The organism is Ureibacillus sinduriensis BLB-1 = JCM 15800 (assembly GCF_000772955.1).
GTDB lineage: Bacteria > Bacillota > Bacilli > Bacillales_A > Planococcaceae > Ureibacillus > Ureibacillus sinduriensis.
Genome location: NZ_JPVO01000044.1, coordinates 132448 through 147562, shown reverse-complemented (window position 1 = coordinate 147562; position 15115 = coordinate 132448). Strand labels below are relative to the sequence as shown.

The 15115-nt window shown below is 39.3% G+C and carries 15 protein-coding genes and 1 riboswitch; of the genes, 5 read left to right on the top strand and 10 right to left on the bottom strand.

Annotated elements, in window-relative coordinates; all coding sequences use genetic code 11:
• Positions 1-344: 344 nt before the first annotated feature.
• Both motB and motA read right to left on the bottom strand, forming a co-directional pair.
• Positions 345-1106, bottom strand: a complete 762-nt coding sequence (gene motB / locus CD33_RS05745; RefSeq protein WP_036198914.1) for a flagellar motor protein MotB — start codon at positions 1104-1106, stop codon at positions 345-347.
• Positions 1090-1893 carry a flagellar motor stator protein MotA gene (gene motA, locus CD33_RS05740; RefSeq protein ID WP_036198911.1) on the bottom strand — a complete coding sequence of 268 codons (804 nt, stop codon included), beginning with the start codon at positions 1891-1893 and terminating at the stop codon, positions 1090-1092. Before motA ends, motB begins: the two co-directional genes overlap by 17 nt.
• A gap of 384 nt (positions 1894-2277) precedes the next feature.
• Between motA and CD33_RS20140 the strand changes: the two genes are divergently transcribed.
• Both CD33_RS20140 and CD33_RS05735 read left to right on the top strand, forming a co-directional pair.
• Positions 2278-2418, top strand: a complete 141-nt coding sequence (locus CD33_RS20140; protein WP_156967297.1) for a hypothetical protein — start codon at positions 2278-2280, stop codon at positions 2416-2418.
• Positions 2419-2508: 90 nt separating this feature from the next.
• A complete protein-coding gene (locus tag CD33_RS05735; protein ID WP_036198909.1) occupies positions 2509-3102 on the top strand; it encodes a beta-class carbonic anhydrase in 594 nt (197 codons plus the stop codon).
• An 83-nt stretch (positions 3103-3185) separates the two neighbouring features.
• Here CD33_RS05735 and CD33_RS05730 read toward each other — a convergent pair whose 3' ends face one another.
• Both CD33_RS05730 and CD33_RS05725 read right to left on the bottom strand, forming a co-directional pair.
• Positions 3186-3782: a GNAT family N-acetyltransferase gene (locus CD33_RS05730; protein WP_176400116.1), complete on the bottom strand. Its 597-nt coding sequence runs from the start codon at positions 3780-3782 to the stop codon at positions 3186-3188.
• Positions 3783-3899: 117 nt separating this feature from the next.
• Positions 3900-4643, bottom strand: a complete 744-nt coding sequence (locus CD33_RS05725; protein ID WP_052130033.1) for a polyphosphate kinase 2 family protein — start codon at positions 4641-4643, stop codon at positions 3900-3902.
• Between the two features lie 104 nt (positions 4644-4747).
• Here CD33_RS05725 and CD33_RS05720 point away from each other — a divergent pair, with 104 nt between their 5' ends.
• Positions 4748-5479, top strand: coding sequence for a TspO-related membrane protein (locus CD33_RS05720; protein WP_036198904.1), 732 nt, complete (start codon positions 4748-4750; stop codon positions 5477-5479).
• A gap of 54 nt (positions 5480-5533) precedes the next feature.
• Here the strand turns inward: CD33_RS05720 and map are convergent, their stop codons facing one another.
• Positions 5534-6286: a type I methionyl aminopeptidase gene (gene map / locus CD33_RS05715; RefSeq protein WP_036198902.1), complete on the bottom strand. Its 753-nt coding sequence runs from the start codon at positions 6284-6286 to the stop codon at positions 5534-5536.
• Positions 6287-6559: 273 nt separating this feature from the next.
• Positions 6560-7117 (bottom strand): energy-coupled thiamine transporter ThiT, encoded by a 558-nt coding sequence (gene thiT / locus CD33_RS05710; protein ID WP_036198901.1) that lies wholly within the window; start codon positions 7115-7117, stop codon positions 6560-6562.
• 140 nt (positions 7118-7257) lie between these two features.
• A riboswitch (TPP riboswitch) is annotated at positions 7258-7365 on the bottom strand.
• 139 nt (positions 7366-7504) lie between these two features.
• Between thiT and CD33_RS05705 the strand changes: the two genes are divergently transcribed.
• Both CD33_RS05705 and yxzF read left to right on the top strand, forming a co-directional pair.
• Positions 7505-7834, top strand: a complete 330-nt coding sequence (locus CD33_RS05705; RefSeq protein WP_036198900.1) for a magnetosome magnetite crystal formation protein family — start codon at positions 7505-7507, stop codon at positions 7832-7834.
• 58 nt (positions 7835-7892) lie between these two features.
• The gene (gene yxzF / locus CD33_RS20675) at positions 7893-8021 is read left to right on the top strand and encodes a small protein YxzF (protein WP_235863377.1); all 129 of its coding nucleotides are present in this window, start codon (positions 7893-7895) and stop codon (positions 8019-8021) included.
• Between the two features lie 16 nt (positions 8022-8037).
• Here yxzF and CD33_RS05700 read toward each other — a convergent pair whose 3' ends face one another.
• The 4 genes from CD33_RS05700 to CD33_RS05685 form a co-directional block, all read right to left on the bottom strand.
• Positions 8038-11115 carry an AAA family ATPase gene (locus tag CD33_RS05700; protein WP_036198899.1) on the bottom strand — a complete coding sequence of 1026 codons (3078 nt, stop codon included), beginning with the start codon at positions 11113-11115 and terminating at the stop codon, positions 8038-8040.
• Entirely contained in the window at positions 11112-12284 is a 1173-nt protein-coding gene (locus CD33_RS05695) for an exonuclease SbcCD subunit D (RefSeq protein WP_036198898.1), read from the bottom strand. Before CD33_RS05695 ends, CD33_RS05700 begins: the two co-directional genes overlap by 4 nt.
• A gap of 148 nt (positions 12285-12432) precedes the next feature.
• Complete coding sequence (locus CD33_RS05690) at positions 12433-13662, bottom strand: aminopeptidase (protein ID WP_036198897.1); 1230 nt, start codon at positions 13660-13662, stop codon at positions 12433-12435.
• Between the two features lies 1 nt (position 13663).
• Positions 13664-14812, bottom strand: a complete 1149-nt coding sequence (locus tag CD33_RS05685) for a DEAD/DEAH box helicase (protein ID WP_036198896.1) — start codon at positions 14810-14812, stop codon at positions 13664-13666.
• Positions 14813-15115 lie beyond the last annotated feature (303 nt).

The window sequence follows — 15115 nt, the reverse complement described above, 5'->3', positions numbered from 1 at the left end:
GAACCGCTCTCACGGACAATTCCCAACGAGTTCGGTTTTATTTGTCCAATAGAACTGCTCTTTGGACAATTCTCAACGAGTTCGATTTTATTTGTCCAATAGAACCAGGCTAAGGGACAATTCTCTGCTATTCGGGAATTATTTGTCTATAGAACCAGCCTCACGCACAATTCTCGACCGGTTCGGAGCTATTTGTCCAATAGAGAACAGGGCTCTTATACACAATTCCGTAACTTCGTGCTTAAGAGCTGTCAGCGCGAAATCTAAGAGTTTTTAGTGCTAACATTCTCAACAACAAAAAGACCCGGAAGAAATCTACTTCCGAGTCTTGACTTTATGCTAATTTATTCATTTACTTTAGTGCCATCTTCTTGCACCAATTGTTGTATAAGTACTTCTACACGACGGTTTTGAGTTCGTCCTTCTGCTGTGTCATTTGAGGCGATCGGGTTGAATTCACCGTAACCTTTAGCACTGAAGTACTTTGGATCAAGCTCTGGATTATTGTCAATAATCAACTTCATCAGGTTAACCGCACGCATGACGGATAGTTCCCAGTTTGAGCTGAACTCCGCTGTGTTTTGTGGAATATTGTCAGTATGTCCCGTTACCACAATATGTCTTGCTGGATCTAGTTGCAAGATTTTAGACAACTCATCAGCAATGGCTACATAATCTTGTTTTACCTCTGCCTGACCTGGATCAAATAAAATGCTATCACGAATTGTTATTAATAATCCCTCGTCTGTCATTTTTGTTGCGAATGTACTCTCTAATTCATTTACGGCAATAAAACTATCCAACCGTTCCTGAATTTCCTGCAATTCTTTCTGATCTTGAAGGTAGGCTGCCTGTTCTTCGGAAACCCCATCCACCGCAGTATTTGGTATTTCAACTACCGACGTATGGTCCATAACACCAGTGCCACCGGTCAAAATCTCATTGAATACATTTGACATCTTAGTAAGTTTTTCTTGGTCGATTGAGCTTGAGGCAAATAATACGATAAACAGGGCCAACAATAGTGTCATCAAGTCAGAGTAAGGTAATAGCCATGATTCATCGACATGCTCATCATGCTTTTTCTTTTTAGCTTTCTTTGCCATTACCACCCGCCCCGCTTTCGTCTGTGATTTTACGGCGTTCCTCCGTTGGTAAATAAGATGCCAGCTTTTGTTCAATCACGCGAGGGGCTTCACCTTCCAATACCGATAAAATCCCTTCAATCATTAAACTCTTTAATTTTACTTCCTCGGCTGATTTGCGTTTTAGCTTATTTGCAAAAGGATTCCAAAGTACATACCCGGTGAAAATACCAAGTAACGTGGCAACGAATGCACCCGTAATGGCATGTCCTAATTTATCGATATCACTCATATCCCCTAATGCAGCCATTAGACCAACAACCGCACCAAGTACCCCCAAGGTTGGTGCATATGTACCTGCTTGCGAGAAAATCAGTGCCCCACTCGTATGTCTCTCTTCCATTGCTTCCACTTCTTCTGTTAACACATCACGAATATAATCAGCATTTTGACCGTCGATTGCCAATGTTAACCCATTCTTCAAGAATGGATCTTCCACTTCACTTGCTTTACTTTCAAGTGCCAGCAACCCTTCGCGGCGCGCTAAATCCGCCCACTGGGAAAACATTTTGATAACTTCAACTTCGTTTGTAAGCTTTTGTTGCGTGAAAAGAATTTTAAATAACTTGGGTATTCTTTTTAACTCGTTCATCGGAAATGCCACAGCTATTGTAGCGATTGTTCCGACAATTATTATTAAAAAGGCTGCAGGGTTAATTAAAATACTTAAGCTTGCACCTTTTACTACCATTCCGACAAAAACAGCAATAATTCCGAGTATGATCCCGACTATCGTTGATATATCCATATACGTTCCTCCAAATCTTCTACTACTCTTTTTTTCGACATAGAATCTATTTTTTTTACAGTTATATGACAGAATGATTGAAACAAGTTAAATTTATTTCAAAAATTCTTCAAACTTTCGAATAAATATCACTAAAAATGACATATGTAAAATTTTCACAAGTGGATTTTCACACGTTCAAAATTTGCCCAAACATCTTTACAAAATATGAAATTCATAATGTTCCTTATTAATAATAGTCATAAATTTAATGAATAGGTATTCGTTCTACCGCCTACATGAAATTGGCAGGAGAATTTTTCGTTTCTCCTTACAATTCCTATTAGATATATAGTATAATAAGTTTCAATGACAATTGTTAATTTAGAAAGGAGTCTTTCAACAATGGGTATGTTTATTTCAACTGTAACAGGCTTTTTCGTTGTGTTAATGATTGCGATGGCAATGTTCATTCATTATTTACGCGTTGGATTAGATTCTAAATCTTCAGTAAAAATCGATCCAAAACCAACTGAAAAATTCTAAAATATTAAGTCGGCAAAACTCTTAAACGAGTTTTGCTGGCTTTTTTCGTATATAATAATTCGTATAAATGAAGAATAGGAGTTGTAGAAAATGGGGACTTCCTTAAATGAAATTCTTAGTTTTAATGATTCTTTTGTAAAATTTAAACAGTACGAGCCTTTTATCACCTCTAAGTATCCTGATAAAAAATCGGTTATCCTTACTTGTATGGATACCCGTCTAGTTGAATTACTTCCGAAAGCAATGAATATGCGCAATGGCGACGTTAAAATCGTCAAAAGTGCAGGGGCTCAAGTTAGCCATCCATTCGGCGCGATAATGAGAAGTATATTAGTAGCTGTGTATGAATTAAAAGCAGACGAAGTGTATGTTATCGGACATCATGATTGTGGAATGAGTGCCATTGACCCGGAAGTAATGATCGGTCATATGGTAGAACGTGGAATTAGTGAAGAAATCATTGATACCGTGAAATATTCAGGCATCGACATAGTGGAATGGCTGCGCGGTTTCGGGGATGTCTCGACAAGTGTTTTAAAAAGTGTGGATCTTATCCGCAACCACCCCTTAATGCCAAAGATGACACCGGTTCATGGGCTAGTCATCGATCCAAATACAGGCAAATTAGATTTACTTGCCGATGGAAATATCTATTTAGAAGATACTTCAAACATTCAAAAATAATTCGATTCAAAAAATAAAAGGGCTATCCTAATAAAATGCACTGCCCTCTTTTGGCAGATTCCATTTTATGTAGGATGGCCCTCTTAATTTCGGAAATCATCTTGTAGTAGAGAGTATAAATAATGATCTTCCCAACTTCCATTAATATATAAAAGCTCCCTCAATAAACCCTCACGGACAAATTGAGCATTTTCAAGCACTTTGATCGAACCTGAATTTTTTGGCGATACATACGCTTCAATTCGATGCAATTTTACATTTCGGAATGCAAATTGAATAACCGTTTTTACAGCTTCTGTCGCAATGCCTTTGCGTGTATACTTTTCATCAATGGAATAGCCAATAAAGGCACTATTGTACGGAAGTCTTTTAATCGCATACAGAGAGATATGACCAATTAATACGTTGCTACCTTTCGGATAAATTCCAAATGAATATTCACGGTTTGCACGCAGCAAATGGATACTTTCCAATATTTTCTTGAACTGTGCTTCTTCAGTGTAAAATTCCTCTTCATGAAGTGGCTCATGTATAGACCAAAAATATTTATTTCTTCTCATGAGATCTGCTAAACTTTTAGCATCCGATTCCACAAAGGTGCGTAATAATAAGCGATCCCCCTCAATCTTGACCAATTTATCACCCTTTTTATGTAATAAATTTAAAAACTTTTTCACCATCATATAAGCACCCTTAAGCCTTTCCAGAAGTGTTTATCGCCACTTATACTGTTCCATTATTTTGTATAGCCTCTATTTCATTTTTCAAGCTATGACTTATAGATTCCTGCTTTTATTTTAAAAATCGGCTATTGATAACCCTATTTGGCCAGCTGCTTGCTTTACATGGTTAATGGTTTCTCTTAATACTTTTATGCGAGCATACTGCTTATTATTTCCCGAAACCAGTATCCATGGTGCGTTAATTGTATCTGTTTTTTTGAACATCTCATTTGCACACACCACATATTCATCAAACTTTTCCCTATTCCGCCAGTCTTCTTGCGTCAGTTTCCATGCCTTCAGCGGATTATTTTGACGTTCTTTAAATCGCGCTAACTGTTCTTCTTTATCAACATGGAGCCAAAATTTAATAACGATATATCGCTCATCCGTTAGCGTCTTTTCGAAGGCGTTGATTTCATCATAGGCTCTTGCCCACTCATCATTTTTTGCAAACCCCTCAACTCTCTCCACCAAAACTCTCCCATACCACGATCGATCGAATATTCCAATTTGCCCGTGTTGAGGCAATTTCCGCCAAAACCGTTGTAAATAATGATATCTTTTTTCATGGGCTTCCGGCGCTGCGATTGGATGCACGCTAAACCCACGAGGATCCAGTGTTTCGGTTACTCTTTTAATCGCACCACCCTTGCCGGCAGCATCCATTCCTTCGAAAGCAAGAATTAATCCAATCTTATTTTTGAATAGGAATTTTTGGATAGTAAGCATTTCATATTGGAGCTTTTCTAGTTCTTTTTTGTATACTTTTTTATCGATTGTTATTTCTAATTGTAACTCTTCTATCCTCTTCATCACCAATACCCCTTTTTACTAAATATTATACAAGAGATTGTATGTTATTGGAAAATGTTGTTCAAAGCTTTGTTAATGTATATAATTTTAAGAAAGGGGGGGAATGAGTGACACGACTATTTTTAATATCTATTTCGGTCATTGTAGCCACACTTTATACGATAAATGCATATTGGCTACAATTTAATGGGCATTCAACGATTGATATTATAAACCATTTGCCATTATTATTAGCACCAGCAAATTATGTTTATTACATATGGATTATTATTTTTATATTTCTTTTCCTATGGATTTATCACTATTCCAAGTTACGCCGGACTAATCTTTTTATAACGAATACACAAACAATACTTTTCTTGGTTGCAATAATTCTACATATCGCCTCGCTTTGGAGCTGGCATAATAATTATTCCATCTTATCAACGGTGATTTTATTGCTGCACGTTATCACGTTATTCGTACTCTATTTCTCATATCCATTGAAAAAAGAATTGTTTACATTACGAATGCCAATTGCCATTTTCTTTGGTTGGTCCACCTTCTTATTAATCCTGCATTGCTGTTACCTTTTGGTACATTACCAGTGGTCTGGCTTTGGAATAAGCAATGCTCTTTGGGCAGTGATTGTAATGACGTTCTGTACGGCCATTGCACTTCACCTAAGGTACCATCATTTTGATATCGCTTTTCCTATAGTCTTTATATGGTGTTATATCGGAATTGCCGTTCAGAACGGACTTGAGGAACTTTTAGTAACGACTGCCGCCCTATTCTTGGTTGGCGTGATGCTTGTCGGTGTGTTCCTAATTAAAAAAGGGTACAATCCCACAAAGTAGGCGACATGAAAAAGCCTGATCATTTGGTATCAACTCAAATGATCAGGCTTTTTTTTAATCTTCAATTTGTGTAATAATAATTGGTTTATCCTTAGTGACTACAATTGTATGCTCAATTTGTGCAACGAGGGATTTATCCGGAGTAATGAAAGTCCAACCATCTCCGGCTTCTACAATATGCTCCGCCTTTTCAGAAATAAATGGCTCCACTGCCAGCACCATTCCATCCTTTAAAATTGTCGTATCCCATGCATCAAAATAATTTAAAACATGGTCCGGCTTTTCATGTAGCGCACGGCCGACTCCATGACCAGTTAAATTCATGATTACCGTCAGTCCATTATCCTTCGCTTCACGTTCCACCGCTTTGCCGATTTGATTTAACTTCGAACCTGCTTTTACTTTTGTCATGGCACGGTCAAAAGCAGACTTTGCGACTTTGCAAAGTTTTTCTTTTTCAGGATGTCCAGTTCCCACTACAAAAGAAATTCCTGTATCGGCAAAATACCCATCCAAAGAACCCGATACATCGATATTCACGATATCACCCTCGTTAATCACACGAGAACCAGGGATACCATGTGCAACTTCATGATTCACACTAATACAAGTATATCCAGGGAAATCATACTCGCCTTTAGGGCCTGATATTGCTCCAGCTTCAGCAAACATACGGCCGCCAATTTCGTCTAATTCTTTCGTTGTGATTCCCGGTTTTGTTGCTGCTTTCATGGCCTCACGAATTTCAGCACAAATTCGCCCAATTTTCTTTAACGCTTCTAACTCTTCGTTTGTTTGTACTATCATCTTAAATGTTCCTTCTTCCTATTTCCATATCTCTATATAATATACCACAATCCTAACAAATTATTGGGCATGCAATCCGGGGAAGTGTTTTTGTTTTTAATTGCTGCGTTTCATAATGTTTTCCTTATAATGATTCCCACGAGGTGTTACTTGGGGGCACTAACTAATGCGCCAAGCTTGCTGTCTGGCATAAGAGTATTGTTTCACTTTTAACGAACATCATCCCATTATGAAATAAAAAAGACGACCTATATTTCAGATCGTCTTTGTAAGTTATTTTGCTTGTAAAAGTCTCGGTGCAGCCGCGAATAATAAAGAGCCGGCAATTGCAGTAAGAATGATTGCTGGAATCATGTAGGATCCATTGTAAATCAACGTATAAATCCATACGTTCTGGTCCCCTGCGTATTCGCTAAAGAAAACAACACCAGCAAGTGAGTGGGCTGCAAAGCGCAGTAAACCGCCCAGCACTATCCCCAATACAATATAAAGAGCCATGTTTTTCTTATTCACTTCATTGGCTGCCTGTATAATTTGCTTTCTGAAAACACCGGCTAAACCGACAACGGAAAATGCCACTACGTAATCGAGCAATGCTTGTGCCCAGTGCAGTATATACGCACCAAAGAGCATTTGTAGAGCACCGATCAACAATCCTGTTACAATCCCCGCCGGCAATCCCCATCTTACAGCAATTATGAGGATCGGCAACATCACAAAGCTAATGGATCCGCCTTGCGCCCATAGTGAAAAGGATAATTGGTCCAACACCACACCGATGCCAGCAAAAATCGCAATCTCAACAAGCATTAATAGTTTCTTATTGTTCATAATAAATCTCCTCTCTTTAAATCCGGATTAGAACCTAAGAGAAGGAATAGAAATCAATTAGTCAAATTACATGAAAGCTCGACGCGACTCATTTTTCCTAAAAAAAATGGCGCCAGGACAGAGCCTAAACGCCAATTGGAGTCGGTTTCTATCCACATCCCTACGCAAGTACTAGCTTACAGGTTCATAGAGTTAGTGCAACAAGTGCACAATCTCAGCTGACTTCATCAGCTCCCCTTGTGGTAAATACATTTTGTTTAATTGTTGGAACATTATTAATTGTATCAAACTATATGTTTTTTTCAACTAGAATATGAATACGAATCCATTTTCTTGTCAATCACTTCCATATATAATAAAAACAATGCAATATTTTGAGGTGAGTTCATGGAAAATAATAAAATTATTTCTGCTCTATGTTATGCAAGCCTTTTGTTTGCTCCCTTTTTAATGCCCTTGATAGTTTATTTTGTCATGAAGGATAAAGAAGTAAGATACCATGCTAAACGAGCTTTGCTATCCCATTCAATTCCCACCTTTCTTTCCTTCCTTTTGGCAATATTCGGCTTCATAGGTATGTTTTCAGTGGACTATCATAATATGGGCGGATTCGTCACTCTTATGTTTGTAATGATGGCAATCTACTTCTTGGTTACCCTCGGCATCATCATCTGGAATTTAGTACAGGCATATCGGGTATACCGGCCAGGTTTCTAAAGTTGCTATATTGGGTATACATTTACTAAGGCTTCATAATGTGAAGGAGTGCATTGCTATGAAATTTGGAAAAGTTGTTCGAACAGTTATTAAAATGGCACCCATTGTCTATCCCATTGCAAAGAAATTTCTAGCCAACCGAAAATCTACAAAGGCTGGCTATAAAGTAAACGGCAGAGACTACTAAAGTCTCCGCCGTTTTTTCACTTCAGAAGTATGGAAGTTCGACTATATCCTTCTTTTAGCTTTTCAACCTGCAAGATGGCAGGGATGGCGGCTTTCAATTCAGATACGTGCGAAATGACTCCAATCATTCTTCCTGACTTCTGCAGGTCGATGAGTGTATCAATTGCTTTCATGAGCGATTCCTCATCGAGCGAGCCAAAGCCCTCATCGATAAACATCGTATCAATTTTCACATTTCCTTGGAAACTTTGAATGACATCTGCCATTCCCAATGCCAAACATAGAGAAGCGTTAAATTTCTCTCCACCAGACAATGATTTAACATCCCTCGATTGGCCTGTATACGTGTCATGGACATCCAGACTTAAACCACTTTGACGCCCGTGGGATTCTTGTCGATCCGAGCATTGCAAATAATATTGTCCGTTCGATAGATTTTTCAGACGGATATTGGCGGCTTCTGTAATTTGCTCCAGATACCCCATTTGCACGTATCGTTCAAAAGAAACTTTTTTACTATTTTGTCCCCGCAAAAGATTGTGTAAATCTATGATTTGACTGGAAACCTCTTCGAGCTGGTAGATTTTATCGGCGACATGATCCAATTTTTCCGAGAAGTCGATAGCTTGACTTTCAAATTGAAGGGAACGATTCAGTATTTGAAGTGCATTTTCATATTCAAATTTAAGTGTATTTAATGCCTCTTCAATTAGTGATAAATCCACTTTTTCCTTACCTTCTAATTCTTCGCTCTCCTGCGCGACTTGTGCAGTGATCGTATGAAGCGCCTTTGAAAACTCCATATACTCATTTTGTAAATGGTTGATCTGAAAGTCATCACGAATAGAAGACTCGAAATGTCGATAACTTTCAAATCCGGCATCGGCCATCCCACGTTTAAACTCTTCTTTTGCAAGCACAAGCTTTTCTTCCAGGTGTTCGATATATTTTGTCGTTTGGTTCAGTTCTTCTTCAGTAGCAGCGACTTTTTTCTCAGTAGCATGCAGGTGCTTCTGGACTTTTTCCCATCGAGTAAATAAAGCTAGTTTTCGCTGTCGTGCTTCTGCTATTGCCTTGTGTAAAAGCGAGATATGGTGCAGTTCACTTGGGATTTCCTTTTGTTGTTCTGTTAAAACTGTACTTTCTCTCAAAAGTTGTTCTTTTACTTCGAAGTGTTTGTCTGCAAGTTGTTTTTGTTTTGCTTCGAGTTGTTCGAGCACGGACTTTAACTGTTTTAAAGTCTTTTTATAGGTTGCGAGTTTTGCTTCATCATTTTTTAATTGCTCGATTTTCACGTTCAACTCGTTAAACTCTTGTATATATTCCCGCTCTTTTTCGGCATTTGCATTGAATTTCTCAAGCTCTTGTTCACACTGCCTTACTTGGGCCATATGTGAACTCAAGTTTGCTTCAGCTCGATACTTTTTTTGCTCAGCCTCGGTTAATTTCATCTTTAAGTTTTTTATAATGGCTTCATCAACGGCCTCAGTATGCTCAGTAGTGATCTGTCCATGTTCCGTACTTCCGCAAACCGGACATGGTGAACCCGGGATCAAGCTAGCTGCCAGACGGGAGGCCTGATTTGTTAGCCATTTCGCTTCTTCAAGGTCATAAACCTGCTTTGCCGACTCATGCTCCTTCTCATAAACATTTACATTCATCTGCAATGCCTGTAACTCATTCTTTAATTGATGATAATGTGAGAAAAGATTGATAACTTGTTTTAAGTATGTTTGTCTCTCTAAATACTCATTAAAGTTCTCCTTGTTGTCTTCAAGCTGTTCGATAAGTTTGTAAAGGTGTTCAACTTTCTGTTTCTCCCCATCAAGTTGCTGTTCCGTGTTTTCCAACGAATTGTGGGCTTCTTTTTCCGCTGTTTCGAGCGATTGAACGTTCTTTCTTAATAATTCAATTTGTTCAAAACGAGGTAATAACTTTTGAAGATCAATTAGGTGTTGGGCGGCTTGCTCGCGCTCTACTTCTTTTGAATGCTCATCTTCATATACTTTAGTTGCTTCAGTCAAATCTATTCCGGCCTGTTTCAGCTTTAGAGCTACATTTTCCAGCTCGGTTTGCTTTTCCATCTTTTCTTTGTGCAAAGCATGGCATTGTTGATTTAAAGGCAAAATCTTGCTTGCCCGTATAGCCGCTTCATAGTCCATTTTCATTTTTTCGTAAGCAGGTCTTTGCTGTTCTAACTCCGAAAGCTTCCGCTTTCTTTTTTCATAGCTATCAATTCGTTCATTGATGGCTTTATTTTGAACAAAGCGATTATACTGATCATCATGCTTTTTTCTTGCTTCCTCATAAATTTTTTTGTCTTCTTTGATTTTTTCCTTATAGTAATTCACTTCTTCATCTAATGCATCTTGAATCTGATAGACATTGGACTCTTGTGCAAGAAGTGTAAAAAGTAAGGAATCGCGTTTTGGCAGGGCCCCCTCTATCTGGGAAATATAGCTGTTTTTCAGAGTTTTTGCACGATCTAATTCCATCTCTGCCTTACGCTTTTTTTCTTCCAGCTTGTGAGTCATTTCACCATAGCGATTTGTCTTGAAAATTTTACGTAAAATCTCTTCTTTATTATCCGATTGGGAAGTCAAGAGTTTCCTGAATTCACCTTGCGGTAGCATGACAATTTGGTTGAATTGGTCATAGGTTAAACCTATTAATTCCTCAATTTTTTGATTGATATCCGTAACTCTTTGCCGCTCAACAGATGCTACCTCCTGTCCGTCATCCACAATCTCAAACAGCTCGTATTTTTCCCCAGTGGCTGTTTTTCGGCCTTCCTTTACATGGGAAAGTTGACGTAGAACACGGTAAGTCTTTCCATGAATTTCAAATACTAACTCCACTGCTGTATGAATTGAATCTTCGGCAAAGTCGCTTCTAAGCGTTTTGGTCTCTTTACGATCCTGTCCACTCCCAAAACCATACAAAGCAAAGCAGATTCCATCAAAGATTGTCGTTTTCCCTGCACCGGTAGAACCTGAAATCACAAATAAACGGTTATCTTTCAGCTCATTGAAATCAATCACTTCTTCATTTTTATACGGCCCGAAAGCCTTCATCGTCAGCTTGATCGGCTTCATTTCACTACCACCTCTTTTGCAGTTTCACGTTCCTCACTCAACATTTCTTGCAGGACCTCTTCAAATAGCTGCTGCGCAATCTCGCTCGGCTCCTGCCCCAATATTTCCTTATGGAATGCCTTGAACAAACTGACATCGTCAAGTTGTTCTCTCCTAAGTGCCTTGGCTTCTTCTTCAAACGGATCCCGTGGGAGTGTTTTGCGTTCTACATGCATAGCATTTGGATAGACCGTTCGAATTTGCTCCATCGCCCCGACCACCGGCGTTAAATCCGTTAGTCGAACGAAAACGTAATCTTCGCTTATTGGAGTTCTTAGTATTTCTTGAATTGACCCTTCAACAATCCGTAAATCTCTCCTAGGATTGAATCTTCGTTTTTCTACAGAAACCTGTCCATCTTGGTTTATGTCCACAATCAAATAACCTTTTTCATGGTTCGCCTCAGAAGATGAATATTTTAACGGAGATCCTGAATAGCGGATCGTCTCATTCAGAACAAAGTGCGCCTTATGCAGGTGTCCAAGTGCTGTATAATGGAAGGGCTTGAAGTGTTCGGCACTCACACATTCCGATCCGCCAATAGCTAAAGGGCGTTCTGAATCGCTCGTATTGCCTTGTTTTTCCCCATAAGGAGTTACAAAAGCATGTCCAATAAAGACATGTCGCTTAGACTTGTCCATTTTCCCTTCAATCTCTTCCACAATTTTCCTCATGGCCTCATCATGGGTGCTGATAGTGTCGTCCCCATATATGCTTTTAACCGTAGACGGTTCAACAAAAGGAACTAAATGAAAATGAACTTCTCCAAATTCATCGTTCAGGATTACAGGTTCCAGATTCGTTATATTCCCTGCAATATGCAGGCCTGTTTCCCTCATCAATTTACTGCCGAATTGAAGTCGTGTCGGGCTATCATGATTCCCCGCAATACTTAAAACAGGTACTTTACGTTTCAACACAATCTCGGCCATTATATCGTCCAATAAATCAACAGCTTCGACTGGAGGAAGTGCACGATCATACAAGTCGCCGGCAATAATGACCGCATCCGGTTGTTCTTCGTCGATTGCTTGCAAGAATTGTTCCAATATGTAACGTTGGTCGTCCGTCATATAAACACCTTGTACAAGTTTCCCTAAATGCCAATCTGCAGTATGAAAAAATTTCATGATCCCAGCCCTCCATTTGAATTTATTTTTTCTATTATACCATCTTTCGATAAAAAAAGACCGATTTATACGAACAAGCATTCGTAAAAATCAGTCGGATTTGAAATGTAATTTTTGGTTAGTTACTCAACTTTACGTCAGCCAACCATTAAAACGCCCAATTCCCTTTTCGGAAGATTGGCTGTACTGTTCCGTCTGGCAAAATCCCATCAATGTCCATCTCCGCACTGCCGATCATGAAATCGACATGTGTGATGGACACGTTAATGCCCAGTGCTTCGAGTTGGCCCTCCTCCAGTTCTTGACCACCTTCAAAGCATGTCGGATATGCTTCACCAATGGCAAGATGATTTGACGCATTTTCATCGAACAGTGTGTTGTAATATAAAATTCCGGATTGTGAAATCGGTGATTGATGCGGAACAAGGGCCACTTCTCCCAAGAAGGATGATCCTTCGTCTTGAGTGATTAATTCCTGCAATAAATCGTTGCCCACTTCAGCGCGTGCTTCAACAATTTTGCCTTTTTCGAATTTTAAAGAAAATTGGTCGATAATATTGCCCTGATATGCTAAAGGCTTCGTACTTGTAACAACACCATTTACCCCGTATTTAGCCGGCAATGTAAAAACTTCCTCAGTTGGCATATTGGCAATGAAAGTCGTACCCTCCGGTGTATTGCTGCTGCCGGAAATCCATAAATGCTTCTCAGGAAGCTCGATTGTCAGGTCCGTTCCAGGTGCTTTGTAATGTAATTTCGAAAGACTCATCTTGTTCAGTTGCGTAGCTCGGTCTTGCAATGTCTCAATATGCTGCTGCCAATTGCTGACGGCTTCCCCTTCGCCAATGCGAACGGTTTTGAATATTGCTTCCCATAGAGCTGGCATTTGCTCAGTCTCAGGTAAATCAGGGAACACTTTTGCTGCCCATTTTTTTGACGGGACGGCAATGATTGACCATGCGATTTCATCCTTCATGATTGCTTTACGGTAACGGACAAGGGCAGTACCTGATGCTTTTTCTTGAGCAGAAATTCGGGACGATGGTATCCCAGCCAAAAGGTCCGGATCCTCAGCATCAATCCATAATAGAGCCCCTTTACGTTCAATCAACTCGTGTCTTTGCGCTACAGTCCATTTTGGAAACTTGCTAAATTCCTCTTCAGCTCCATGTTCATAAAAACTTCGTGTAATAGTCGGGTCCGTTAAATTAACTTGAACTCGACCTGCCCCTGCTTCATAAGCTTTTTTCACTACAATACGCGTAAAATCTAGTGTATCTGTAGTGGTGTTGACTAATAAATATTGCCCTTCTTGAATGTTTACGCCAACTTTTACAGCCAATTCTGCATACTGCTCCAATTTCTCCTCAAAAGTCATCCTAGTTCCCTCTCTTTTGTGTTACGGTTTTTGAATTACCTTCCACTATACTGCCTTTATTCCAAACTTTTTGAACAGCTTTTACTTTCATTTCTCGTATCAGCTTCTTATAGTCTTTTTCATCTTTATATGAAAGCAAGGTCATCACTTCACCATCTGCACCTGCACGTCCAGTTCGGCCGGAACGATGTGTATATTGTTCAATCGTGCGTGGGACATCCACATGTATGACATGTGTTAACCCTTCAATATCCAATCCACGGGCAGCGATGTCTGTGGCAATCAGGATACGGGCTTCCCCTTTTCTAAATGCATCCAACGCCTTTTTACGCTCTTCTTTTTTCATGTCTGAGTGCAGCGTAACAACTTTTGCATCGCGATATTTTAATTTCGTTTCTTTCATAAGCACTTGGTCGATGTTATTAACGAACGCCAGTCCGTGAAGCTCTTCAATATTGGCAAGACGACGGAGCATATCCGTTTTATCCCGTTCATCCACCTTTATAAAGGAGTGCTCTACCTTTCCTACCTGTACCATATCTTCAGGCTTTATCTCGATCAAAATCGGTTCAAACATTAAACGGCTCGCGACCAGCTTGATTTCTTCCGTGATTGTTGCAGAAACTACCACCACTTGTCTTCCGAAAGCTGCACCTTCTATAAAGGATTTTACGGTTACACGGTATTCACGGCTCAGTAGTTGATCGCATTCATCTAGCACAACAATTTGTACTTCTTTTAATTTTAATTTATTTGCTCTCGCCAGTTCATTTAAACGTCCTGGTGTACCGACAACAATTGTCGGTTTTTTCTTTAGTTTTTCAATTTGACGAGCTGAATTGGCTCCGCCGATTAATTGCTGCACTGTAATATCCGTACCAGCAGTCCATTCACGAATAACCTCAACTATTTGCATCGCCAGCTCTTGTGAAGGAGCTACAATCAGCGCCTGCGTCTGTTTTTTACTACCATCTACTTTATTTAAAATAGGCAGAACATATGCCAAAGTTTTTCCTGATCCCGTAGGTGATTCTGCAACAATGTCTTTCCCTTCGAGCATGGCTGGAATCATTTCGTCCTGAACCTTCATCGTCTTTTCATAGTTCCATTTGTTTTGTAATGTTTCATTTAATAAATTAATTACGGACATGATTAGTTTACCTACCTTTAGTTACTTGCGTATAGTGTACCATATATTGAATAGTTTACCCGACTTTGGAGTGTTTTTTCTATCCTCGTTTGCAGGATAGAAACTCGCTATGACCGGTTGAAACAATTGTATACATACCAACTTGTAAAATACTTTATAAAAAATATTTGAGATTTTGGCACGCTTCTCGAAAGACAACGCCAAAATTGCCCGGTGGATGAGTAAAATGCCCATCTCTCAACTATTTTTGGACTATAAAAAAACCTGCCTATGAAAAGGCAGGCTCAGAGTGTAGACAAAGTC

Coding starts and splice junctions, on each gene's coding strand:
- motB (WP_036198914.1), bottom strand. CDS start 1,106: ATGGCAAAGAAAGCTAAAAAGAAAAAGCATGATGAGCATGTCGATGAA.
- CD33_RS05705 (WP_036198900.1), top strand. CDS start 7,505: ATGGAAAATAATAAAATTATTTCTGCTCTATGTTATGCAAGCCTTTTG.
- CD33_RS05685 (WP_036198896.1), bottom strand. CDS start 14,812: ATGTCCGTAATTAATTTATTAAATGAAACATTACAAAACAAATGGAAC.
- map (WP_036198902.1), bottom strand. CDS start 6,286: ATGATAGTACAAACAAACGAAGAGTTAGAAGCGTTAAAGAAAATTGGG.
- CD33_RS05695 (WP_036198898.1), bottom strand. CDS start 12,284: ATGAAATTTTTTCATACTGCAGATTGGCATTTAGGGAAACTTGTACAA.
- CD33_RS05730 (WP_176400116.1), bottom strand. CDS start 3,782: ATGGTGAAAAAGTTTTTAAATTTATTACATAAAAAGGGTGATAAATTG.
- thiT (WP_036198901.1), bottom strand. CDS start 7,117: ATGAACAATAAGAAACTATTAATGCTTGTTGAGATTGCGATTTTTGCT.
- motA (WP_036198911.1), bottom strand. CDS start 1,893: ATGGATATATCAACGATAGTCGGGATCATACTCGGAATTATTGCTGTT.
- yxzF (WP_235863377.1), top strand. CDS start 7,893: ATGAAATTTGGAAAAGTTGTTCGAACAGTTATTAAAATGGCACCCATT.
- CD33_RS20140 (WP_156967297.1), top strand. CDS start 2,278: ATGGGTATGTTTATTTCAACTGTAACAGGCTTTTTCGTTGTGTTAATG.
- CD33_RS05690 (WP_036198897.1), bottom strand. CDS start 13,662: ATGACTTTTGAGGAGAAATTGGAGCAGTATGCAGAATTGGCTGTAAAA.
- CD33_RS05700 (WP_036198899.1), bottom strand. CDS start 11,115: ATGAAGCCGATCAAGCTGACGATGAAGGCTTTCGGGCCGTATAAAAAT.
- CD33_RS05735 (WP_036198909.1), top strand. CDS start 2,509: ATGGGGACTTCCTTAAATGAAATTCTTAGTTTTAATGATTCTTTTGTA.